Origin of the sequence: Streptomyces sp. ICBB 8177 (assembly GCF_003144095.1) — a bacterium.
Classification (GTDB): domain Bacteria; phylum Actinomycetota; class Actinomycetes; order Streptomycetales; family Streptomycetaceae; genus Streptantibioticus_D.
The window spans coordinates 231,751-252,599 of sequence record NZ_NSKH01000003.1; the positions used below are offsets into that span (position 1 = coordinate 231,751).

A 20,849-nucleotide genomic window follows, 5' to 3' on the forward strand; every position below is an offset into this window, starting at 1 on the left:
GGTGCGCCGCGCGGGCGCGTCCCCCGTCCGGCCTTCCGTCAGCGCGCCGCCCGGGCGCCGCTCCCGCACACCGTGCCGCCCTCGTACGCGCCGCCGCCCGCCGCCGTACCTCCCGGCTCAGGTGGTACCGCCACCGGCGCCTCCCGCGTTCCGCGCCGGTCCGCCGCGCGGTGGGTCACCGTCACCACCAGCGCCGCCCCGAGCGCCGCGCCCGCCACCAGCGCCCAGCCGCGGTGGAACGCCGCCAGCGCGTGCGGCTGCGGCGAGGCCAGCAGCGCCACCAGCACCGCCACCCCGATCGCGCTGCCGACCTGCCGGGACATGTTGAGCACCGCGCTGCCCGTCGTCGCCCGGTCAGGCGGCAGCGTGCCGGCCGCCGCGAACATCGGCGCCTGCGCCAGCCCCGCCCCCGCGCCACCCAGCAGCAACCCCGGCAGGAAGTCCGCCGCGTACGCGGGATGCGCGGGCGCGACAAGCAGCCAGAAGACCGCCGCGAGCGCCAGCAGCGACGTACCCGCCGCCGCGGGCAGCACCCGCCCGAACCGCCCCGTGATCCGCCCGCTGTTGACGGCGAACGCGGCCGACGCCAGCGGCCCCGGCACGATCGCCACGCCCGCGCGCAGGGCGCTGTAGTGCCAGACGTCCTGGAGGAAGAGCACCGTGATCAGCAGCCACGCGCCGAACGCCACGTAGAACAGCAGCAGCGCCACGCTCGCCCCGGTGAACTCCCTGCCCCGGAACAGACTCGCCTCCACCAGCGCCCGCGGATGCCGCGCCGAGCGCCGCACCGTCACCACCGTGGCCAGCGCCGCCGCCGCGAGCAGCCCCACCACCCCGGCGCTGCCCCAGCCCCAGGCCGGACCCTGCACCGTCGCCAGCACCAGCAGCGTGACGGCCGCGAGCAACGACACCGTGGAGACCGCGTCCGGCAGCCGCGCGCCGCGCCCGGCACGTATCTCCGGCAGCACCCGCAGCCCCGCGACCACGGTGGCCACGCCGATCGGCACGTTGACCAGGAAGATCCACCGCCAGTCCACCGCCACCAGCACACCGCCCACCGGCGATCCCGACGAGGCGGCCACCGCGGCGACCCCCGCCCAGACGCCGACGACCAGGGTGTGCTGCCGGGGCGGGAAGGACGGCAGCAGCAGTCCCAGCGAGGTCGGCACGATCATCGCCGCGCCCACCGCCTGCACCGCCCGGCCGCCGACCAGCACCGGCAGCGTCGGCGCCAGCGCGCACAGCACCGACGCCAGCGTGAAGACCACCACCCCGGACAGCAGGACCAGCCTGCGCCCGAAGTGGTCGGCCAGCCGCCCCGCCGGGACCAGCAGCGCGGCGAAGACGATCGCGTACGCGTTGAGCACCCACGACAGCCCCGACAGGCCCGCGCCGCCGAAGGAGCGGCTCATCGCGGGCACGGCGATGTTCACGATGAACAGGTCGAGTTGCGCCATGAACGCCACCGCCGCCAGCACGGCGAGTACCGCCCACCGGCGCGGATGCCCCGCCCCGGACCGCGTCGCCTCAGTCGCCATCACGCACCACCTGGGATGTCGAAGAATTGGTTCATTCACTGAACCGGGCTCATGGTCCGACCGTAGCACGTTTGGTTCGGTGAATGAACTGAACGAGCGATATGCTGGAGCCATGGCACTCCCGCGCGACTACACCGGACAGGCCTGCTCGCTCGCCCGCGCCCTCGAGGTCGTCGGCGAACGCTGGACCCTGCTCGTCGTCCGCGACGCCTTCTTCGGCGTGCGGCGCTTCGGGGACTTCGCGGACCACCTCGGCATCCCGCGCGCCGTCCTCACCGACCGGCTCGCCTCACTGACCGCGCAGGACGTGATGGCCCGTGTACCGGGCACCGGGCGGCGCTCCGAGTACGAACTGACCGCCAAGGGCGTGTCGTTGTGGCCCGTGGTGCGCGGGCTGATGTCGTGGGGCGACGACCACTACGGCGAGAAGGGCCCGCGACGGGTCTTCCTGCACGCGCCGGACGGCGCCACCGTCGACCCCGGCGGGCGCTGCGAGGGCTGCGGCGCGGACGTGCCCCCGGCGGACGTCGTGGTGGCCCCGGGCCCCGGACTACCCCCGGCGTCCCCCGACGACGACCCGGTCACGGCCGCCCTCGCCACCGCGCACCGATTGCTGACGCCGCTGCGGGCGGGGTGAGGGCTTCGCGGCTCTGGGGCGGGCGTGCGGGGTCGGGCGCGCGCGTGCGGGGCGCCCGTGCGCTGGGCGGTGAGGCGGGGCGGGCGCGTGCGCGGGACGGGAGGGTGCGCGGGGCGCGCGGCTTCGGGCGGACGGGCGGGCTCGTGACCGGCGGCGGGCGGCATAATCGCCCCCATGCAGCGTCTAGTCCTCGCCACCCGCAACGCCCACAAGGTCACCGAACTGCGCGCGATCCTCACCGGCGCAGGCCTCGACGTCGAACTGGTCGGCGCCGACGCGTACCCGGAGATCCCCGACGTCAAGGAGACCGGTGTCACCTTCGCGGAGAACGCGCTGCTGAAGGCGCACGCTCTCGCCGGCGCCACCGGCCTGCCCGCGGTCGCCGACGACTCCGGGCTCTGCGTGGACGTGCTGGGCGGGGCGCCGGGCATCTTCTCCGCGCGCTGGGCGGGCCGGCACGGCGACGACGCGGCCAACCTGGCCCTGCTGCTCGCCCAGCTCTCCGACATCGCCGCGCCGCACCGCGCGGCGCACTTCGCCTGCGCGGCGGCGCTCGCCCTGCCGGACGGCACGTCGCGCGTGGTCGAGGGCCGCCTCGACGGCACCCTGCGCGAGACCCCGGCCGGCGAGGGCGGCTTCGGCTACGACCCGATCCTCCAGCCCGACGGCGAGACCCGCACCTGTGCGGAGCTGACCCCGGAGGAGAAGAACGCCATCAGCCACCGCGGCAAGGCTTTCCGCGAACTGGTGCCGGTGGTACGGGAGTTGCTGGGCTGAAAAGCGAAGGGCGTGGCATCCGTCGGATGTCACGCCCTCGGTGGTGGGCCCGGTGGGACTCGAACCCACGACACACCGGACCTAAACCGGCGCCCTCTTCCAGCTGGGGTACGGGCCCGCCGCGGCCACTCTACCGGCCTGCCCTCATCGTCCGCGCCACCGGGCGAAGTTCCCGGTCTGACCGTGGCAGGAGGGGCACAGATGGCGCAGGTGCCCAGTCCGGCGATGCGGCGGCCGATGTGCGCCTCGTTGCCGCCGACCGGGCTGACGCCGAGACGGCGGACGACCTCGGCGACGCTGTGCGACGCGGCCACGGCCTCCCGGAGCCGTCGTTCGGTGTGGCGGATCGCCTCGCTCCGCAGGTGGCAGGCGTCGATCTCCCAGCGGGCGATGAGCTTGCGCACGTACGCCCGCGAGCCGCTGGTGGGTGTTCCGCCGCACCGGGTGATGACGTCGGACAGGCACTCCGCCTGCGCGACAGCCGCCGCCAGTTCCGTCTTGCCGTATGTCGCCGTCCGTCCGGGCCCGGTGGTCTCCATGGTCCTCCCCTCCCCTTCCCCTCCGCTTCAGTCCCGTTCTCGCACCGATGAACGAGCCGAACGAATGACCGGTTACGGGGAAGAGGCGACGGAACCCAAAGAGGCCAGGTGGTCAGAAGCGGGGTTCCGGGGTCTGGGACTGGACCAGTTCGACCGCTTCCTCCTTCGTGGCGACCGCCGGCGGGGAGCCCTCCAGGGGCTGGCGGGCCGTCTCCCGCATGCACGCCACCGCGATCACGCCCACCAGCGCCGCCGCCATCGCGTAGTACGCGGGCGTCATCTTGCTGCCGGTGAGGCTGATCAGCCCGGTGATAACCAGCGGCGTCGTACCGCCGAACAGCGACGTCGAGACGTTGTAGCCGATGGACAGCGCGCCGTACCGGGTCTGCGTCGGGAAGAGCGCGGGCAGCGCCGCCGACATCGTGCCCAGCAGGCACAGCAGCGACAGCCCCAGCATCAGCATCCCCGCCACGATCGCGACGATGCTGCCCTGCCGCACCAGCAGGAACGCCGGCGCCGACAGCACCAGGAACCCCAGCATGCCCGCCATCAGCAACGGCTTGCGGCCGAAGCGGTCGTTGAGGCGGCCCACCTGGTTGATCAGGCACATCATCGCCACCATCACGAGCAGCAGCACCAGCAGGCCGTGCGTCGTGCTGTAGTCGAGCTCGTCGCTGAGGTAGGTCGGCATGTACGACAGCAGCATGTAGTCGGTGATGTTGTACGCCGCGACCAGCGCCACGCACAGCAGCAGGCGCGGCCACTGCTCCACGAAGATCGCCCGGAACTCCCCCTTGGGGAGGGTCTCCACGCCCTGCGCGGCCTCCGTCGCCTTGACCGGCGCCGTGTCGTTCTCAAGGCGCTGGAACGCCGGCGTCTCGTCCAGCTTCAGCCGCAGGTACAGGCCGATCGCGCCGAGCGGGCCCGCGACCAGGAACGGCAGGCGCCAGCCCCAGGAGGTCATCGCGTCGTCGCTGAGCACCGAGGTCAGCAGGGTGACCAGGCCGGCCGCGCCCACGTAGCCGGCGAGCGTGCCGAACTCCAGGAAGCTGCCGAAGAACCCGCGCCGCTTGTCGGGCGCGTACTCGGCGATGAACGTGGAGGCGCCGCCGTACTCACCGCCGGTGGAGAAGCCCTGGATGAGCCGGAAGAGGATCAGCAGGGCGGGCGACCAGAAGCCGATCGCCGCGTAGCTGGGGATCAGGCCGATCGCGAAGGTGCCGACGGCCATCATGATCATCGTGACGGCCAGTACGGTCTTGCGGCCGATGCGGTCGCCCAGCGGACCGAAGAACGTGCCGCCCAGCGGCCTGACCAGGAACGCCACCGCGAACGTCGCGAAGGACGACAGCAGGGAGGTGGTGTTGCTGCCGGAGGGGAAGAAGACGTGACCGAGGGTGGCCGCCAGGTAGCTGTAGATGCCGAAGTCGAACCACTCCATGGCGTTGCCGAGGGCGGCGGCCTTCACGGCGCGCTTGACGGCCCGCTCGTCCGTGACCGTGATGTCGGTCCGGCGCAGGCGGGGGTTCCTCCGGCGTTCGATGGCCTGGAAGAGCGTCCGGTGGCGGCGGTACGCCGCCGGGTCGACGGTCTCCTCGGTCGTCACAGCTGGGCTTCCTTTCGTCGGCCTGCCAGGAGGTGGCCAGGCAAAAGGAACGTCTTTACGTTTTGGCCTCCGGTAAACCCATGTTTTTCGGCGCTGGAAACGGTCGTTCATTAACGACGTGTATATGGGTATTTATAGGCCTTGGGCCGGTTTTCGGCTCGTTGTGGAACGGAGGCCTGGGGACGCGCGACACCAGCCCCGGGCCGGCCTCCTGAGGCCGGCCCGGGCGGCGTGGTTCAGATGCCCAGGTCCTTGATGATCTTCGCCACGTGGCCGGTGGCCTTGACGTTGTACAGCGCGCGCTCGACCTTGCCGTCCTCGTCGACCACGACCGTGGAGCGGATGACGCCGGTCACCGTCTTGCCGTAGAGCTTCTTCTCGCCGTACGCGCCGTACGCCTCCAGGACCTTCTTGTCCGGGTCGGCGAGCAGCGTGACCTTCAGGTTCTCCTGGTCGCGGAACTTCGCCAGCTTCTCCGGCTTGTCCGGCGAGACCCCGATGACGTCGTAACCGGCGCCCGTCAGCAGCTGGAGGTTGTCGGTGAAGTCGCAGGCCTGCTTGGTGCAGCCCGGGGTGAGCGCGGCCGGGTAGAAGTAGACGATGACCTTGCGGCCCTTGTGGTCGGCGAGGGAGACCTGGTTGCCGTCCGCGTCCGGCAGGGTGAAGGCGGGGGCGGTGTCGCCGGGCGTCAGGCGCTCGCTCATGGCTGGACTCCTCGTTCGTGCGCGGGGTACGCGGTAGCGGGTGTACGGCGAAGAGCCTAGACGGGGTGCCGAGGGGCGCGCCGGGACGCGAGCTGACAGACTGTCCGCACGGCAGGGACGGTACGGACCCGAGGTGACGGAGGCAGCGCGGTGTCGGAAGGCAGGACTCCGGCTCAGATCGAGGCGGACATCGTCCGCAGGCGGCAGCAACTCGCCGTGACGCTGGACGAGATCGGGGTGCGGGTGCACCCGAAGACCATCGCGGACAACGCGAAGGCCTCGGTGCGTGAGGCGGTGGACCGCACGGCGGGGCGCGCCTACGTGGCGGTGAACCGCGCCGTGTCGGGCGTGCGTGCCGAACTGGTGTCGCAGGACGGTGCTCCGCGCCTGGAGCGGATCGTGCCCGTCGCGGTCGCGGCGGTGGCCCTGGTGGCCGTCGTCGCGGGGCTGTCGTCGCGGCGCAGGAACAAGTAGCGGCGACGACGAACAGCGGGGGCGGGCGCCGGGAGGACCGCGCCCTACCCGGCGGCCCCCGCCACGTGCGGCGCGGGCGCCGGGTAACGTCGTGGTCGTGAGTGCGAACACGTCCATCGACACGCCCGGCAGCGGGCACGACAAGCTGCCCATCCGCATGCTGCACGACCGGGTGCTGGTACGTACCGACATCCCGGAGGGCGAACGGCGTTCGTCCGGCGGCATCCTGATTCCCGCGACCGCCGCCGTGGGGCGCCGTCTGGCGTGGGCGGAGGTCGTCGCCGTGGGGCAGAACGTCCGCACGGTGGAGATCGGTGACCGGGTGCTGTTCGACCCGGAGGACCGCGCCGAGGTGGAGGTCCGGGGGGTCGCGTACGTACTGATGCGGGAGCGCGATCTGCACGCGGTGGCCGCCGAGCGGCTCCAGGGCGCGGACGACTCGACCGGGCTGTATCTGTGACCGCGTGAGGCCTGTTGACCGCGTGGCGCCCGTGACCGCGTGACGCCTGTTGACCGCGTAACGCCTGTTGACCGCGTGACGCGACACCTTCGTACGGAAAAGGGGGCGGCGGCCGTGTCGGCCGCCGCCCCCTCGCATGCCCGTGTCAGCGCATGCCCGCGTCATCCCGCGGGTGGTCCGCCCGCCCCGCCCGGACTACCGCCGCCCGCGGCGCCCATCGTGGTGCCGCCGTCCGTCCCGGCGATCGTGCCGCCGTTCGTCGTGCCGCCGGAGGGCCCGACCGTGCCGCCGGGGCCGCCGTCCGTGCCGCCCGCGCCGCCGGTGCCCCCGGAGGTGTCGCCGCCGTCGCCGCCGCCGTTCGTGCCGCCGGAGGCGCCCGCGTCCAGGCCGCCGTCGAGCCCGCCGGTGAAGCCGCCGCCGGAGGGGCTCATGCCGGGCGGGGAGGACGGTTCGCCGGGCGGGGTGCCCGGGGGCTGGGACGGCGGCGTGGTGTCCGTGGGCGGTCCGCTGTCGGGCGGGGTGCTGGGGGAGGGGCCGGCGCCGGGCTGGAGGTGCAGGTCGAAGTCGGGCACGTCGACGCCCTGGAGGGCGGCGGCCGTGTAGGCGGCCCAGATCTGGGCGGGGAAGCCGCCGCCGTTGACCCGGTCGAGGCCGGTCGCGCCGTAGAGCGGTTCCTGGGTGCCGGTGTCGGAGTTCTGGCCCATCACCGCGACGACGGTGACCAGGTCGGGCGTGTATCCGGCGAACCAGGCCGCCTTGTCGTCCTCCGCGGTGCCGGTCTTGCCTGCCGCCGGGACGCCCGCGGCCTGCGCGGCGGTGCCGGTGCCGTCGGGGGCGTCGACCACGTCCTGGAGCATGGAGGTCGTGGTGTCCGCGGCCTGGCGGCTCACCGCGGGCTTCGGCGTGCGGTGCGGCAGCGGCACCGTGTGGCCGTCCTTCACGATCTTCGTGACGAGGGTGTACGGCAGGTAGCTGCCGTGGTCGTCGAGCGTCGCGTAGGCCTGGGCCATGTCCAGCGGGCTCGCGGTGGCGACGCCGAGCGCGATCGAGGGGTAGGCGCTCAGGTTCGGGGTGGCGGCGGGCAGGCCGAGCGAGACCGCGGTGGACTTCACCTTCGCGGGACCGACGTCCTCGGCCATCTGCGCGTAGACGGCGTTGACCGACTGGTTGGTGGCCTGCGCGACGGTGATGTCGCCGTAGTCGACGTCGTCCTCGTTGTCCGGCGCGTAGCCGATGGGGCCGTTGGGGCCCTGCACCTGGCGGCCGTTGGTGCCGTCGTAGACGGTGTCGGGGGTGATCGGCTCGCCGTCCTGGGTGGTCGAGCCGTTCTGCACGGCGGAGGCGAAGACGAAGGGCTTGAAGGTGGAGCCGACCTGGTAGTCGCGCCGGGTGGCGTTGTCGACGTACTGCTTGGTGTAGTCGACGCCGCCGTAGAGGGCGACCACGTTCCCGGTGGCCGGGTCGATGGAGGCGCCGCCGGCGCGCACGTAGCGGTCGGTGCCGGAGTCGCCGAGTTTGCCGAGGAGTTGGTCCTGGGCGGCGGCGGTGAAGTCGTCCTCCCTGGCCTTGTCGATGGTCGTGGTGATGCGGAAGCCGCCGGCGTCCAGGGTCTGCTCGTCGATGATCTTGTTGTCGACCAGGTAGTTCCTGATCGCCTCGACGAGGTAGCCGCGCTGGCCCGACAGGCCGGAAGGGGCGCTGGACTGCGCCGGTTGCGGGAAGCGCAGGGCGGCGCGGGTGGGGGCGGCGAGCCAGTGCTCCTTGACCATGCCGTCCAGCACGTAGTTCCAGCGGGCCACCGCGCGGCCCTTGTTCTGCGGGTTGGCCACCACGTCGTAAGCGCTGGGGGCGTTGAGCAGGGAGGCGAGGTAGGCGCCCTGCGCGGTGTCCAGTCGCGAGACGTCCTCGTTGTAGTAGGCGTGGGCGGCCGCCTGGATGCCGTAGGCGTTGCGGCCGAAGTAGCTTGTGTTCAGGTAGCCCTCGAGGATCTGGTCCTTGCTCTGTTCGCGGTCGAGCTTGATGGCGATGAAGAACTCCTCGACCTTGCGCTTCACCGTCTGCTGCTGGTTGAGGTAGTAGTTCTTCACGTACTGCTGGGTGATGGTGGAGCCGGACTGGATGCCCTTGCCGGTCACGGTGTTCCACGCGGCGCGCACCATGGCGCGCGGGTCGATCGCGGACTCGTGGTAGAAGTCCCGGTCCTCGGCGGCCAGTACGGCCCGCTGCACGGTCTTGGGCACCGCGCTCAGCGGTACGTTCTCCCGGTTGACGGTGCCGCTGCTGGCGATCTGGGTGGTGCCGTCCGCGTAGAGGTAGATGTTGCTCTGCGCGGTGGCGGAGGCGTTGGCCGGCGGGATCTTCACCAGCAGGTAGCCGGCGGCGAAGCCGCCGCACAGCAGCAGGAACAGCAGCAGTGCCCCGCCGAGCACCATCCGCCAGGTGGGCAGCAGCCGCCGCCAGCCGTGCCGCCTGCGGCGCGCCCTGCGCTCCGCCCGGCGGGCTGCCCGCTCGTGCGGCCGGTCCACGCCGTCGCCCGTCCCGGGCGGCCCGGCGGGCTCGTCGCTGCTCATGTCTGTACGGACTCCTCGGGCCCCGCGGGGGTTGTGCCGCGGACGGCGGGCGCGGCAGTCGCTGTGGCGTCCGCCGGGCGGTGGGCTGGTCGACCGGAAAACACTGTTTCATCCCCTTGGGTAACGTTCGCCGGTAACGTTCGGTGACGCGATCCTCGCACGGGCATGTCATGAAGCCGTGGCAGCGCGGGACGTCACGGCTTCGTGGCAGTCCGAACGGCTGTGTCGTTCCACGGCGGGGGCGGGGAAAACCACTGGCGGCCCGTCTGGGGCCACACCTAGGCTTGCGCGCTTCGGCCGGAACCGGACAGGGCGGGAGGCGGAGCGGGATGGGGCTGTACTTGGCCGTGCTGGTGAGGGGCTTCAGACGGTACGCGACATACCGTACGGCGACCCTGGCCGGAGTGTTCACCAACACCGTCTTCGGTTTCGTCGTCGCCTACACCTACATCGCGCTGTGGCGGGTGCGCCCGCACCTGGGCGGCTACGACCTCGGGCAGGCGGTGACGTTCGTCTGGCTCGGGCAGGCGCTGCTGATGACCACGGCGCTCTTCGGCGGCTTCGAGGCCGAACTGATCGACCGCATCAGGTCGGGCGACGTGGCGACCGACCTGTACCGCCCCGCCGATCTGCAACTGTGGTGGCTGGCGCGGGACATCGGGCGCGCCGGGTTCCACCTGGTGGGCCGGGGCGTGCTGCCGATGGTCACCGCGGGCCTGTTCTTCCCGCTGGTGTGGCCCGCGTCGCCGGGTGTGTGGGCGGCGTTCCTGGTGGCGGTCGCGCTGGGCGTCGTCATCAGCTTCGCGCTGCGCTACCTGGTGGCGCTGGCCGCCTTCTGGCTGCTGGACGGCACCGGCATCGTGCTGCTGGCCTCGCTGGCCGCGATCTTCTTCTCCGGCATGCTGCTGCCGCTCACCGTCTTCCCCGGTGCCCTCGGGGTGCTGGCCCGCGCGCTGCCGTGGTCGGCGCTGTTGCAGGTGCCCGCCGACGTCTACCTGGGCCGCGACACCGGTGCGCGACTGGCGTCCGCGCTGGGCTTCCAGGCGGTGTGGGCACTCGTCCTGCTGGGCGCGGGACGGCTGGTGCAGTCGGCGGCGACCCGCAGGGTGGTGGTGCAGGGTGGGTGAGGTCTCGTACGCACCGGACGCGGAGGCGGTCGGCGTCGGCTCCTACGCCGCGCGGTGGCCGGTGCGCGACCGGCTGCGGGAGGCGGTCGCCGGGTGCCGCGCGTATCTGCTGATCGCCGGTATGTGGTCGCGTTCCACGCTGACGTATCGCGTCTCGTTCCTGATGACCGTCGTCGGCAACGCCTGCATGACGGCGCTGGACTTCGCGACGATCGCCATCATCTTCGGGCACACCCGCACCCTCGGCGGTTTCACGCTCGCCGAGACAGCGTTCCTGTACGGGAGTTCTGGGGTCGCCATCGGGCTGGCCGATCTGCTGCTGGGCAGCCTGGACGGGCTCGGCCGCAGGGTGCGCGACGGGACGGTGGACGCGTTGCTGGTGCGGCCGGTGCCGGTCTTCGCGCAGGTCGCCGCCGACCGCTTCGCGTTGCGGCGGCTGGGGCGGCTGACGCAGGCGGGGGTGGTGCTGGTCTGGTCGCTGACCCGGCTGAACGTGGCGTGGACGCCGGGCACGGCGCTGCTGCTGCCGGTGATGGCGGTCAGCGGGGCGGCGATCTTCGGTGCGTTCTACACGGCGGGCGCGGCGCTGCAGTTCCGCGCGGGCGACGCTGCGGAGGTGCAGAACTCGTTCACCTACGGCGGCAGCACGATGACGCAGTACCCGCCGACGCTCTTCGCCAGGGAACTGGTGCGCGGCGCGGTCTTCGTCGTGCCCGTCGCCTTCGTCAACTGGATGCCCGCGCTGCGCATCCTGGGCAGGCCGGAGCCGCTCGGACTGCCCGGCTGGACGGGATGGCTGTCGCCCGCGGTCGCGGTCGCGGTGTGCGCCCTGGCGGGGCTGGCCTGGCGCGCGGGCCTGAGGTCGTACCGGAGCACGGGGAGCTGAACGATGGGCACACAGGCACTGATCCGGTTCGAGGGCGTGGAGAAGGTCTTCCAGGTGCGCCGCAAGGCGGGCAGGCTGCGCCGCGAACGGCACGAGGTGCGCGCGGTGGACGGCATCTCCTTCGAGGTGCCGCGCGGCGAGATGGTCGGCTACATCGGGCCCAACGGCGCGGGCAAGTCCACGTCGGTGAAGATGCTCACCGGCATCCTGGTGCCGAGCGCGGGCCGGGTGACGGTCGCAGGGATCGACCCGTCGCGCGAACGGCTGCGGCTGGCCCGGCGGATCGGCGTGGTCTTCGGGCAGCGCACGACGCTGTGGTGGGACCTGCCGCTGCGCGACTCCTACGAGCTGGTGCGGCGCATGTACCGGGTGCCGGACGCCCGTTACCGCGCCAATCTCGACCGCTGCGTCGAACTGCTCGATCTGGCCGCCCTGCTGGACGTGCCGGTACGGCAGCTTTCGCTGGGCCAGCGGATGCGCGGCGACATCGCGGCGGCGCTGCTGCCCGACCCCGAGGTGCTCTACCTCGACGAGCCCACCATCGGCCTCGACGTGATCAGCAAGGCGAAGGTGCGCGACTTCCTGCGCGAGGTGAACGCCGAGAACGGCACCACCGTGCTGCTGACCACCCACGACCTCACCGACATCGAGCAGTTGTGCCGCAGGGTGATGGTCATCGACCACGGCCGCCTGGTCTACGACGGCGGCCTGGACGGCCTGCACGCCGTAGGCGACAGCGAACGCGTCCTCGTCGTCGACTTCGACCGCGAGCTGCCGCCGGTCGAAGTCGACGGCGTGCGGTCGGTACGGGTGGAGGGCCCGCGCCAGTGGCTGGGCTTCCCCGCCTCCGAGAGCGCGGCCCCGCTGGTGGCCCAACTGGCGGCGCGCTACCCGCTGGTGGACCTGTCGTTGCGCGAGCCGGCGATCGAGGACGTGATCGCCAGGATGTACGCGGGCAGCCCGGGGCTGTAGCCACCACGGCGTCGGCGCCGCCGGCGGTCACACGCCGGCCGGGGCCGCGCCCGTCAGGGTGTCCAGCTCGATCGCGTCGGCCATCGCCCGGTATCCGGCGTCCGTGGGGTGCAGATGGTCACCGGAGTCGTAGGCCGGGCGCAGCCGTTCGGGGTCCATGGGGTCACGCAGCGCCTTGTCGAAGTCGACCACCGCGTCGAACACCCGCCCGGAGCGGATCACTTCGTCGACCCGCTCGCGCACCGCCTCCAGCCGCGGCGTCCAGCCACGTGTGCCGCGGAACGGCGTCAGGGTCGAGCCGACCACCCGCAGGCCGTGCGCGTGCGCCTCGCGGGTGATCGCCTGGAGTCCGGCGACCACCGCGTCGGGCGTGATGGTGCGCGGGTCCTGGAGGATGTCGTTGATGCCGAGGTCCACGATCAGCACCTTGGCGCCGGGCTGCGACAGCGCGTCGCGGTCCAGTCGCGACAGACCGCTTCGGCCGTTGCCCGGCACGTCCGGCTGGGCGTTCGACAGCAGGCGGTTTCCGCTGATGCCCTCGTCGACCACGCTCAGCCGGGGGCCGTTCGGGGCCGAACGCAGCCGCTGGGCCAGGTAGTCGGGCCAGCGGTGGTCGGCGCCGACGGTCGAGGTGCGGCCGTCGGTGATCGAGTCGCCGAACGCCACGACGGTGCCGGTGGCGTCCGCGGTCCACACGTCCACGCCCGTCACGTAGCGCCAGTACGGCGTCTGCTCGGTGAACGCGGTCCCGTCCGTGTCCCGCGCGTGGTCGCCGCGCGCCAGGTAGGACGTCTCGCGGGCCATCGGGTGGTACGTGACCGGGCCTGAGGGATCCGGCGTGTAGGTGGTCACCAGCAGGTCGGCGGCGGCCGGTACGCGCAGTCGCACCGGGTCGCTCAGCACGCTGGCGCCCGCCGGGATGGTCACCGTGGGCCGCCCGTCGAAGGCCAGCCGCACCAGCGCGCCGGGCACCGCGTCGGCGCCACCGGGTCCCGCGGCGACGGCCAGCGTCACGTCGGTCAGGGTGAGCGGCGCGGCGCCGAAGAGATTGGACACCTGCACGCGCGCGGCGGTGCCCCCGATGTCGGCGTGCACCACGTTGCGGATGGACATGCCCGGGTAGCCGTTCCGGGTGTTCGGCTCGCCCGCGGCGGGTGACGTCGCCCAGCTGGCCACCCAGTCACCGGCGGACGCCGGGTCGGCCAGGGTGGCGTGCGGCTGGGGGGCCGCCTCGTCGGTCACGGGGGCGGCGGCGTGATCGACGCCGGCGACGATCACGGCGCAGACGACGGCCATCACGGCCAGCAACGCGGCGGCCAGCGTATAGCCGGACTTCCGGGTCACGCGGCGTTCTCCTCGAGTGGATGGGCGGAGCGAGCGGCTGCGGAAGCGACGTCGGTCCGGCGGCCTCGTCCGGATTCCCATGATCCCACGCGGATGTGCGCGTTCGCCCATCGACCGGTACCGCTTCGGCCACAGCGGCGTCACGGCGCCGCCCCGCCCCGCGGAACCCGTAGGGGGAGGGCCAGGGTCGTGATGGGGGCGTGTGCGCGTGGCGGACGGCGCACCGGGGGCACAATCACGGGGTGGAGGCATGGACGTGGTGAGGGAGAAGCGGGACGGGGCGACTGGTGCTGGTGCGGCCGCAGGTGCTGCCGGTGCTGTCGGTGCGGAGAGGGCCGACGGGGCTGATGGGGCTGGCGGGATCGACTCGGCCTCCGAAGTCGCCGTGGTCGCCGGGGCGCGGATCGGCGGGGGCGGGGGGTTCGCCTTCGGGCCCGCCGACGAGGAACGGCGGCGCGGCGTACGCCGGATGAAGCTGATCGCGACCGGCTTCCTGCTGGTCGCCACCGCCGTCTACGGGCTGGCCAAGTGGGCCGGGGCGTCCGGCGCCGGAGCCTGGGCGGGTTACGTCGCGGCAGCGGCCGAGGCGGGCATGGTCGGCGCGCTGGCCGACTGGTTCGCGGTGACCGCGCTGTTCAAGCGCCCGCTGGGCCTGCCCATCCCGCACACCGCGATCATCCCGACGAAGAAGGACGTGCTGGGCCGCTCGCTGGGCGAGTTCGTGGGCGAGAACTTCCTGTCGGAGGCGGTCGTACGCGCCAGGCTGCGCGCCGTGGGGATCGGGCGGCGGCTCGGCCACTGGCTTGCCGACCCCGAACACGCCGACCGCGTCATGGAACAGGCCGCCGCCGCGCTGCGCGGCGCCCTCACCGTGCTGCGCGACTCCGACGTGCAGGCCGTCGTCGGCGAGGCGGTCACCCGGCGCGCCGACGCGATGGAGGTCGCGCCGGGGCTCGGCCGGATGCTGGAGCGGGTCGTCACGGACGGCGGCCACCGCAGGGTCGTGGACCTGGTGTGCACGCGGGCGTACGACTGGCTGGTGACGCACGGGGACTCGGTGATGGCCGCGGTGCAGGGCGGCGCGCCCGGCTGGACGCCGCGGTTCGTGGACCGGAGGGTGGGGGAGCGCGTCTACAAGGAACTGGTCAGGTTCGTCGGCGAGATGCGCGACATGCCCGAGCATCCGGCGCGCGGCGCGCTCGACCGCTTCCTGGGTGACTTCGCCCGTGAGCTCCAGTCCGACCCGGACACCCGGGAGCGGGTGGAACGGCTCAAGCGGGACGTCCTGGCCCGCGGTGAGGTGCAGGACCTCATCGAGTCCACCTGGAACGCGGTGCGCTCGATGGTCGTCGCGGCGGCCGAGGACGACCACAGCGAACTGCGGCTGCGCGCCCGGGCGTCGCTGCTGTCGCTGGGCACGCGGATGGCCTCGGACGAACGGCTCCAGGCGAAGGTGGACGGCTGGCTGGAGGACGCGGCGACGTACGTCGTGACCACCTACCGGGACGAGATCACGCTGCTGATCACGGACACCGTGGCGAGCTGGGACGCGGACCAGACGTCCCGCAAGATCGAGGCCCACGTAGGCCGCGACCTGCAGTTCATCCGCATCAACGGCACCGTGGTGGGCGCGCTGGCCGGCCTGGTCATCTACACGGTGTCGCGGCTGGTCGGGGGCTGAGGGCATCCGACGGCAGGGCGGCGGGGCCCGCGGGTCGCGAGGCTTCGAGCCCGGGAACCGGGGGCGGGCGCGGGGCGTTGTCAGACGGCGGGCATAGCCTCGCAAGTGGCTCGAAGTCCGGGGCGGAGAAGGGCTCTTCGCGAGCGGGGGAAGGGGGTGAGCCGCGATGGCAGGACGTCGGAGGGATCGCCGTGACGCAGTCCGTCGCGGTGACGTCCCGCGTGCCCGGGCCGTGCCTTTCGGGCGCACGGGGGAGCGCGCCGCGCGGGTGAGCCGTCCGGCTCGTGAGCCGGTTCGTGGCCGGGTGGGCGTCGCCTTCCTGCTGCTGGTCGCCGCCGCGCTCGGCCTGCTGCTGGTCGACGCGGGGCCCGCCACCGCGGTCGCCGCCGTCACGAGCACGGCCGCCGTGCTGCTGCTGTGCCGCGCGTTCGCGGTCGCCGCCTGCGTGCGGCCCGTTCCGCCCGGGCGAATACGAACCGCGATACGAGACCGTGAGCGGCGTACGGCCTTTCTGGCGCAGCGTGATCCCGACGCGTCCGGCCGACCCCGGCCCAGGGCACCCGGCCGTCCCCTCAGGACGGCCGCGTAGGGCCCACCGTGCCCTGAGACCGCGACGCACGGGATGCGCGATGCGTGCCGGTGCGCGATGCGCCGGGGTGCGCGACGCGCCTGAAACCGTGACGTCAGTGGGTGCGACGCGCCCGAGCGCGTGACCCCATGCGGAGCGTGGCGCACGTAAGCGTGCCCGCGCGGCTCGTCCTTGCCGAGATCTCCTCCGGATGCCCGCCCTTCGCCGGGCCGCGTCCGGACTCCGGCTCGACGAGACCCACGGAGGGCTCAACCGTGTTCGCTTTCACGCCACTTGTCACTGTCCTGTCCTATCTCGCGGGCGGCTTGAGCCCGTTGCTGGGCACCTCGGTCACGGCCGCCGCGATCGTCCTGTTCACCGTCTGCGTCCGCCTGGCGCTGCATCCGCTGGCCCGGGCGGCCGCCCGAGGGGAGTGCGTGCGCGCCCGGCTGGCGCCGGACGTCGCGCGGTTGAACGCGCGGCACCGCGGCGACCCGGAGCGGATGCGTGGCGCGCTGACCGAGTTGTACGCACGAGAGGGGGTGTCGCCCATCGCCGGGTGCCTGCCGATGCTGGTGCAGTTGCCGTTCTTCTTCGTGATGAACCGGCTCTTCTGGACCGGGGGCGGCGGGTTGCTCGACCACGCCATGCTGCTGGGCGCACCGCTGGAGGGCCGCTGGACGGGTGCGCTGCGAGACGGCGGGCCGTTCGGGGCGCACGGGCTGGTGTTCCTCGCGCTGTTCGCCGTGGTCGCGGTGGTCGCCACGTGGACGTACCGCAGGACGCGCGCGGCGACGGCAGCGGCGGGCAGGTCCGGCGCCGCCGGTGAGGTCGGAGCGATCGGCGGGGTGGGCGCGACGGGGGCCGTCGCCCCGGTGGGCGGGGGTGCCGTGGCGCGGATGACGCCGTGGCTGTCGTTCGCGAGCCTGCTGACGGTGGCCGTCGTCCCGCTGGGGGCCGGGCTCTACACCGTGACCACCGTGACCTGGACCGCGGTGGAGCGGGCCTGGCTCACGCGCCGGCGGGCGGTGGCACCGGGTGCCGTGGCGTCCACTGGGTGAGCGGCGGTTGCGGACCGGGCGGCCGGGCTTGGAGGATCGAACAAGTCGCCCGATGACCGTCCTCGTCGGCGGAGAACCAACCACGATCACGGGAGGGTGCATGAAGCTGCTGCGTGTCGGACCGGCCGGAGCCGAACGCCCGGCGCTGCTCGACGGCGACGGCGTCGTACGGGGCCTGTCGGGGCTCGTGCCCGACGTCGACGGGACCCTGCTGGCCGACCAGGCCGCGCTGGAGCGTATACGGCAGGCCGCGCGGGACGGCGGGCTGCCCGTGGTCGACCCGGCGGGCCTGCGCGTCGGGCCGCCGCTGACCGGCATCGGCAAGATCGTCGGCATCGGGCTCAACTACCACGACCACGCGGCTGAGACCGGCGCGCAGGCCCCGGCCGAGCCGATCGTCTTCATGAAGGCGACGGACACGGTGGTGGGGCCCGAGGACACCGTCCTCGTCCCGCGCGGGAGCGTGAAGACCGACTGGGAGGTGGAGCTGGCGGTGGTCATCGGCCGCACGGCCCGCTCCCTCGCCTCGGACGAGGAGGCGCTGGCGGCGGTGGCGGGGTACGCGGTCGCCAACGACGTGTCCGAGCGCGCCTTCCAGATCGAGCGCGGCGGCCAGTGGGACAAGGGCAAGAGCTGCGAGACGTTCTGCCCTCTGGGCCCTTGGCTGGTGACCGCCGACGAGGTGGCCGACCCGCAGGCGCTGGCGCTGCGGCTGTGGGTGAACGGGACGCTGCGGCAGGACGGTTCGACCGCCGACCAGATCTTCCCGGTGGCCCATGTCGTGCGTTACGTCAGCCAGTTCATGGTGCTGCGCCCCGGCGACGTGATCCTCACCGGCACCCCGGCGGGCGTCGCGATGGGGCAGCCGGAACCCAAACCGTACCTGCGGGCCGGGGACGTGGTGGAGCTGGAGATCGAGGGCCTGGGCCGGCAGCGCCAGGTGCTCGCCGACGCCTGATCGTGAGCCGGCGGCCTCGTGCGGCGAGGTCGCCGGACGCGGGACGGCCCCGCCGCACGTTGTTCGCGCGGGGCGGGGCCGTCATCGAGGGAGCAAGGTGGAGTCACGCTGCCGTGACGTAGTCCGCCTCTCGCCACGCGGCAAGCCATGCGCGCTGCCAGCGGGCCAGTTCAAGGCGCTGTTCCGGGGTCAGTCGACCACGCGTCGTCAGCGCACGGATGGCGGCCTGCGCCTGCGCTTGGCGCATGGCAGGCGTCGCCTGGGGCTGATTGATGGGGGCCATGTGAAGAAGCATAGGAGAAGGCACTGACAACCGCGCGGGAGAAAGTTCGCGGCCGCCCGCGCCATTTCCCCTGCTGACCTGGGCAATCATGTGCATTGCCGGGATTGCCCGAGTGTCGTACGCCATAGTTTGCGTCCGGGATGTGGGCGGGTTTGGCCTGAACTTGTGCGCTGTGCCACACCTGTTCCGGTGCCGTGTCGCGTTCGGCGCGCGCCTGCGGGCCCCGGGGTGACGGGCGTGCGGTGTGACGCATGACACCGCGTCAAGGTCACTGCTCCAGTGTGACGGTTCGGCGCTCCGCGGCCGAGCGGCGGGCCGCCTCCAGGACGCGCATGGTCGCCGCCGCCTGACGTGCGGTGACCGGTGGCGGGGTCCCGTCGCGCAGCGCCGCCGCGACGGCCGCGTAGTACGCGGGGTAGTCGCCGGGCAGCGTCCGTACGGTGCGCGTCTCGTCGCCCGCGCCCAGCGTGCCCCACGCCGCCTCCGGCTCCTCGCCCCACGGCGTGCCGTCGCCGGGCCGGGCGCCGGAGCGCAACGCGGCTTCCTGCGGGTCGAGTCCGTACTTCACGTAGCCCGCCTTCGCGCCCAGCACGCGCAGTCGTGGGCCCGGCAGCGGGGTGGTCGCGCTCATCCACAGGTGGGAGCGGACGCCGCTGACGTGCTCGACGGCGACGAACGCGTCGTCGTCCGCCTCGGCGCCCGGGCGGCGTACGTCGGTCTCGGCGTAGACGGCGCGAGCCGGGCCGAACAGGGTGAGCGCCTGGTCGGCCAGGTGGCTGCCGAGGTCGTACAGCAGCCCGCCGAACTCCGCCGGGTCGCCCGACTCCCGCCAGCCGCCCTTGGGCTTCGGCCGCCAGCGTTCGAAACGCGACTCGAAGCGGCGCACCTCGCCCAGTTCGCCCGCGTCCAGCAGGGAACGCAACGTCAGGAAGTCGTTGTCCCAGCGTCGGTTGTGGAAGACCGACAGCAACAGGCCGCGGCGTTCGGCCAGTTCGGCGAGCGCGTCGGCGTCGGCGGCCGTTCCGGCGACCGGCTTGTCGACCACCACCGCGAGCCCGGCCTCCAACGCGGCCGTGGCGAGGGGTGCGTGGGTGCGGTTGGGTGAGGCGATGACCAGGAGGTCGAGGTCGCGGGCGCGTTCCCACAGCGCGTCGGCGTCGGGGACGGCGCGGGCGCCGGGGTGTTCGGCCTCGGCACGCGCCTGCCGTTCGGGGTCGCCGGTGACGACCGCGCTGAGCGTCAGGCCCTCGGTGGCGGCGATGAGCGGGGCGTGGAAGGCCGAACCGGCCAGGCCGTAGCCGATGAGGCCGACCCTGAGGGGGCGGGCGGGGGTGCTGTCGGGACGGGCGTTCATGCCGCCCACTAAAACAACGCTGTTGCGAAAGTGCAAGCATCCGCCAGAATGGCCTGGTGAACAGCGGAAACCCCGGCGCCAACCTGCCCGCCCTGCGCGACCACAACGCGGCGCTCGTCCTGGATCTGCTGCGCACCGCGACCGTCGCGGGCGCAGGCCGCCGGGAAGGCGAGGGAGTCAGCCGCCAGGAGCTGGCCGCCCGCACCGGGCTGACCCCGCAGGCGGTGAGCAAGATCGTCGCCAGACTGACCGGGCAGGGCCTGGTGGCGGAGGCGGGCCGGAGCGCGTCCACCGGGGGCAAGCCCCGCACGCTGCTGCGGCTGGTCCGGCAGGCCCGGTACGCGGTCGGGCTGCACCTGGACCGGGACGAGCTGACCGTGGTGCTGGCGGACCTCGCGGGGGAGGCGGTGGCGGAACGCGTCACGCCGTTCGACCTGGGCGCCGGGCCCGGTGCGGTGCTGGAGGCGGTGGCGGCGCGGGTGCGCGAGGTGACCTGCGACGTGCCGGGCGCGGAACGGGCGCTGCTCGGCGCGGGCGTGGCCGCCCCCGGCCCGCTCGACCACGCCGCCGGGGTGCTCGGCCGCGTCACCGGCTTCCCCGGGTGGGACGGGTTCGCGCTGGCCGACGCGCTGGCCGGGCGGCTCGGGCTGCCGGTCGCGGTGGACAAGGACACCAACGCGGCGGCGCTGCGGGTGCCCGCCGCCGGGGCCGGGCCCCAGTCCTTCGCGTACCTCCACGTGGGCAGCGGCCTCGGCGCCGGACTGGTGCTGGACGGCGCGCTCTACCGGGGGCCGCGCACCGGTGCGGGGGAGTTCGGCCACCAGACGCTGGAACTCGACGGGCCGCGCTGCGCCTGCGGGCGGCGGGGCTGCCTGGAGGCGCTGTGCCTGGCCGCGCTGGCGGACGGCGACACCGCGCGGGCGGCGCGGCTGCTGGCGGTCGGCGCGGCCAACCTGGTGGCGCTCCTCGACATCGACCGGGTGGTGCTGGGCGGCCGGGCGGTGACGCCCGCGTTCCGCGACGAGGTGGCGGCGGCGCTGGCGCGCGAAACCGCACCGGGTGCGGTGCGGGTGGCTCGGGAGTGCGCCGGGGCGCGCACGATCGCGGAGGGGGCGGCCTGGCTCGTGTTGGCGCCGGTGTTCGGGCGGCGGCGCTTCGGCTTCTAGGGGCGCGGTGCGCCGGCGTTCGTCGGCGTGGGGCGCGGGCGTTCGGACGTCGGGCGCGGGCGTTCGGCGGCGCGGGTGGCTGAGGTTCGGCCGTTGGGATGGGGCCGAGGTGCGAGAGCGGGGTGGCTGCGCGAAGGAGCGGTC

At 73.4% G+C, this 20,849-nt stretch carries 19 protein-coding genes and 1 tRNA gene; 12 read left to right on the top strand and 8 right to left on the bottom strand.

Translation table 11 applies throughout. The features are described 5' to 3' along the window. Window positions 1-38: 38 nt before the first annotated feature. A complete protein-coding gene (locus CK485_RS03930) occupies window positions 39-1,538 on the bottom strand; it encodes an MFS transporter (RefSeq protein WP_158288151.1) in 1,500 nt (499 codons plus the stop codon). Window positions 1,539-1,650: 112 nt separating this feature from the next. Between CK485_RS03930 and CK485_RS03935 the strand changes: the two genes are divergently transcribed. Both CK485_RS03935 and rdgB read left to right on the top strand, forming a co-directional pair. After that, window positions 1,651-2,175: a helix-turn-helix domain-containing protein gene (locus CK485_RS03935; protein WP_109446952.1), complete on the top strand. Its 525-nt coding sequence runs from the start codon at window positions 1,651-1,653 to the stop codon at window positions 2,173-2,175. A 174-nt stretch (window positions 2,176-2,349) separates the two neighbouring features. Beyond that, the gene (gene rdgB / locus CK485_RS03940; protein WP_109446954.1) at window positions 2,350-2,952 is read left to right on the top strand and encodes an RdgB/HAM1 family non-canonical purine NTP pyrophosphatase; all 603 of its coding nucleotides are present in this window, start codon (window positions 2,350-2,352) and stop codon (window positions 2,950-2,952) included. 41 nt (window positions 2,953-2,993) lie between these two features. On the opposite strand, the gene CK485_RS03945 is transcribed toward rdgB, so the two are convergent. From CK485_RS03945 to bcp, 3 genes are all read right to left on the bottom strand, one after another. Continuing rightward, window positions 2,994-3,070 (bottom strand) — tRNA-Leu (locus tag CK485_RS03945). 533 nt (window positions 3,071-3,603) lie between these two features. Beyond that, window positions 3,604-5,097 (bottom strand): glycine betaine/L-proline transporter ProP, encoded by a 1,494-nt coding sequence (proP, locus tag CK485_RS03955; protein ID WP_241968111.1) that lies wholly within the window; start codon window positions 5,095-5,097, stop codon window positions 3,604-3,606. 236 nt (window positions 5,098-5,333) lie between these two features. Further along, window positions 5,334-5,801, bottom strand: coding sequence for a thioredoxin-dependent thiol peroxidase (bcp, locus tag CK485_RS03960; RefSeq protein ID WP_109446957.1), 468 nt, complete (start codon window positions 5,799-5,801; stop codon window positions 5,334-5,336). Window positions 5,802-5,951: 150 nt separating this feature from the next. Between bcp and CK485_RS03965 the strand changes: the two genes are divergently transcribed. Together CK485_RS03965 and CK485_RS03970 are read left to right on the top strand one after the other, a co-directional pair. Then, entirely contained in the window at window positions 5,952-6,275 is a 324-nt protein-coding gene (locus tag CK485_RS03965) for a DUF3618 domain-containing protein (protein ID WP_109446959.1), read from the top strand. Between the two features lie 157 nt (window positions 6,276-6,432). Next, window positions 6,433-6,735, top strand: coding sequence for a co-chaperone GroES (locus CK485_RS03970; protein ID WP_109447561.1), 303 nt, complete (start codon window positions 6,433-6,435; stop codon window positions 6,733-6,735). A 161-nt stretch (window positions 6,736-6,896) separates the two neighbouring features. Here CK485_RS03970 and CK485_RS03975 read toward each other — a convergent pair whose 3' ends face one another. Next, window positions 6,897-9,305, bottom strand: coding sequence for a transglycosylase domain-containing protein (locus tag CK485_RS03975; protein ID WP_109446961.1), 2,409 nt, complete (start codon window positions 9,303-9,305; stop codon window positions 6,897-6,899). Window positions 9,306-9,634: 329 nt separating this feature from the next. Here CK485_RS03975 and CK485_RS03980 point away from each other — a divergent pair, with 329 nt between their 5' ends. From CK485_RS03980 to CK485_RS03990, 3 genes are all read left to right on the top strand, one after another. Next, window positions 9,635-10,432 carry an ABC-2 family transporter protein gene (locus tag CK485_RS03980; RefSeq protein ID WP_109446963.1) on the top strand — a complete coding sequence of 266 codons (798 nt, stop codon included), beginning with the start codon at window positions 9,635-9,637 and terminating at the stop codon, window positions 10,430-10,432. A 121-nt stretch (window positions 10,433-10,553) separates the two neighbouring features. Beyond that, the gene (locus tag CK485_RS03985; RefSeq protein WP_109447563.1) at window positions 10,554-11,318 is read left to right on the top strand and encodes an ABC-2 family transporter protein; all 765 of its coding nucleotides are present in this window, start codon (window positions 10,554-10,556) and stop codon (window positions 11,316-11,318) included. Between the two features lie 3 nt (window positions 11,319-11,321). Next, on the top strand, window positions 11,322-12,290 hold the full coding sequence (locus CK485_RS03990) for an ATP-binding cassette domain-containing protein (RefSeq protein WP_109446965.1): 969 nt from the start codon (window positions 11,322-11,324) through the stop codon (window positions 12,288-12,290). 27 nt (window positions 12,291-12,317) lie between these two features. On the opposite strand, the gene CK485_RS03995 is transcribed toward CK485_RS03990, so the two are convergent. Continuing rightward, on the bottom strand, window positions 12,318-13,634 hold the full coding sequence (locus CK485_RS03995; protein WP_109446967.1) for an SGNH/GDSL hydrolase family protein: 1,317 nt from the start codon (window positions 13,632-13,634) through the stop codon (window positions 12,318-12,320). A 250-nt stretch (window positions 13,635-13,884) separates the two neighbouring features. On the opposite strand from CK485_RS03995, the gene CK485_RS04000 reads away from it, so the two are divergent. The 4 genes from CK485_RS04000 to CK485_RS04015 all read left to right on the top strand — a co-directional run bounded on the left by CK485_RS04000 (window position 13,885) and on the right by CK485_RS04015 (window position 17,902). Continuing rightward, window positions 13,885-15,315: a DUF445 domain-containing protein gene (locus CK485_RS04000; RefSeq protein WP_109446969.1), complete on the top strand. Its 1,431-nt coding sequence runs from the start codon at window positions 13,885-13,887 to the stop codon at window positions 15,313-15,315. 268 nt (window positions 15,316-15,583) lie between these two features. After that, complete coding sequence (locus CK485_RS04005; RefSeq protein WP_241968112.1) at window positions 15,584-15,904, top strand: DUF6412 domain-containing protein; 321 nt, start codon at window positions 15,584-15,586, stop codon at window positions 15,902-15,904. Window positions 15,905-16,158: 254 nt separating this feature from the next. After that, entirely contained in the window at window positions 16,159-16,944 is a 786-nt protein-coding gene (gene yidC / locus CK485_RS04010; protein ID WP_241968113.1) for a membrane protein insertase YidC, read from the top strand. A 100-nt stretch (window positions 16,945-17,044) separates the two neighbouring features. Further along, window positions 17,045-17,902 (top strand): fumarylacetoacetate hydrolase family protein, encoded by an 858-nt coding sequence (locus CK485_RS04015; protein WP_109446975.1) that lies wholly within the window; start codon window positions 17,045-17,047, stop codon window positions 17,900-17,902. Window positions 17,903-18,005: 103 nt separating this feature from the next. Here the strand turns inward: CK485_RS04015 and CK485_RS04020 are convergent, their stop codons facing one another. Next, window positions 18,006-18,185: a hypothetical protein gene (locus CK485_RS04020; RefSeq protein ID WP_109447565.1), complete on the bottom strand. Its 180-nt coding sequence runs from the start codon at window positions 18,183-18,185 to the stop codon at window positions 18,006-18,008. A gap of 268 nt (window positions 18,186-18,453) precedes the next feature. Continuing rightward, the gene (locus tag CK485_RS04025) at window positions 18,454-19,539 is read right to left on the bottom strand and encodes a Gfo/Idh/MocA family oxidoreductase (protein WP_109447567.1); all 1,086 of its coding nucleotides are present in this window, start codon (window positions 19,537-19,539) and stop codon (window positions 18,454-18,456) included. A gap of 56 nt (window positions 19,540-19,595) precedes the next feature. Here CK485_RS04025 and CK485_RS04030 point away from each other — a divergent pair, with 56 nt between their 5' ends. After that, on the top strand, window positions 19,596-20,705 hold the full coding sequence (locus CK485_RS04030) for an ROK family protein (RefSeq protein ID WP_109446977.1): 1,110 nt from the start codon (window positions 19,596-19,598) through the stop codon (window positions 20,703-20,705). The last annotated feature ends 144 nt before the right edge of the window (window positions 20,706-20,849 follow it).

What these genes read in the sequence shown, in the direction of transcription:
- CK485_RS03930 (WP_158288151.1), bottom strand. Translation starts at nt 1,538, where the DNA reads ATGGCGACTGAGGCGACGCGGTCCGGGGCGGGGCATCCGCGCCGGTGG.
- CK485_RS03935 (WP_109446952.1), top strand. Translation starts at nt 1,651, where the DNA reads ATGGCACTCCCGCGCGACTACACCGGACAGGCCTGCTCGCTCGCCCGC.
- rdgB (WP_109446954.1), top strand. Translation starts at nt 2,350, where the DNA reads ATGCAGCGTCTAGTCCTCGCCACCCGCAACGCCCACAAGGTCACCGAA.
- bcp (WP_109446957.1), bottom strand. Translation starts at nt 5,801, where the DNA reads ATGAGCGAGCGCCTGACGCCCGGCGACACCGCCCCCGCCTTCACCCTG.
- CK485_RS03970 (WP_109447561.1), top strand. Translation starts at nt 6,433, where the DNA reads ATGCTGCACGACCGGGTGCTGGTACGTACCGACATCCCGGAGGGCGAA.
- CK485_RS03975 (WP_109446961.1), bottom strand. Translation starts at nt 9,305, where the DNA reads ATGAGCAGCGACGAGCCCGCCGGGCCGCCCGGGACGGGCGACGGCGTG.
- CK485_RS03980 (WP_109446963.1), top strand. Translation starts at nt 9,635, where the DNA reads ATGGGGCTGTACTTGGCCGTGCTGGTGAGGGGCTTCAGACGGTACGCG.
- CK485_RS03985 (WP_109447563.1), top strand. Translation starts at nt 10,554, where the DNA reads ATGTGGTCGCGTTCCACGCTGACGTATCGCGTCTCGTTCCTGATGACC.
- CK485_RS03990 (WP_109446965.1), top strand. Translation starts at nt 11,322, where the DNA reads ATGGGCACACAGGCACTGATCCGGTTCGAGGGCGTGGAGAAGGTCTTC.
- CK485_RS04000 (WP_109446969.1), top strand. Translation starts at nt 13,885, where the DNA reads ATGGACGTGGTGAGGGAGAAGCGGGACGGGGCGACTGGTGCTGGTGCG.
- CK485_RS04015 (WP_109446975.1), top strand. Translation starts at nt 17,045, where the DNA reads ATGAAGCTGCTGCGTGTCGGACCGGCCGGAGCCGAACGCCCGGCGCTG.
- CK485_RS04020 (WP_109447565.1), bottom strand. Translation starts at nt 18,185, where the DNA reads ATGGCCCCCATCAATCAGCCCCAGGCGACGCCTGCCATGCGCCAAGCG.
- CK485_RS04025 (WP_109447567.1), bottom strand. Translation starts at nt 19,539, where the DNA reads ATGAACGCCCGTCCCGACAGCACCCCCGCCCGCCCCCTCAGGGTCGGC.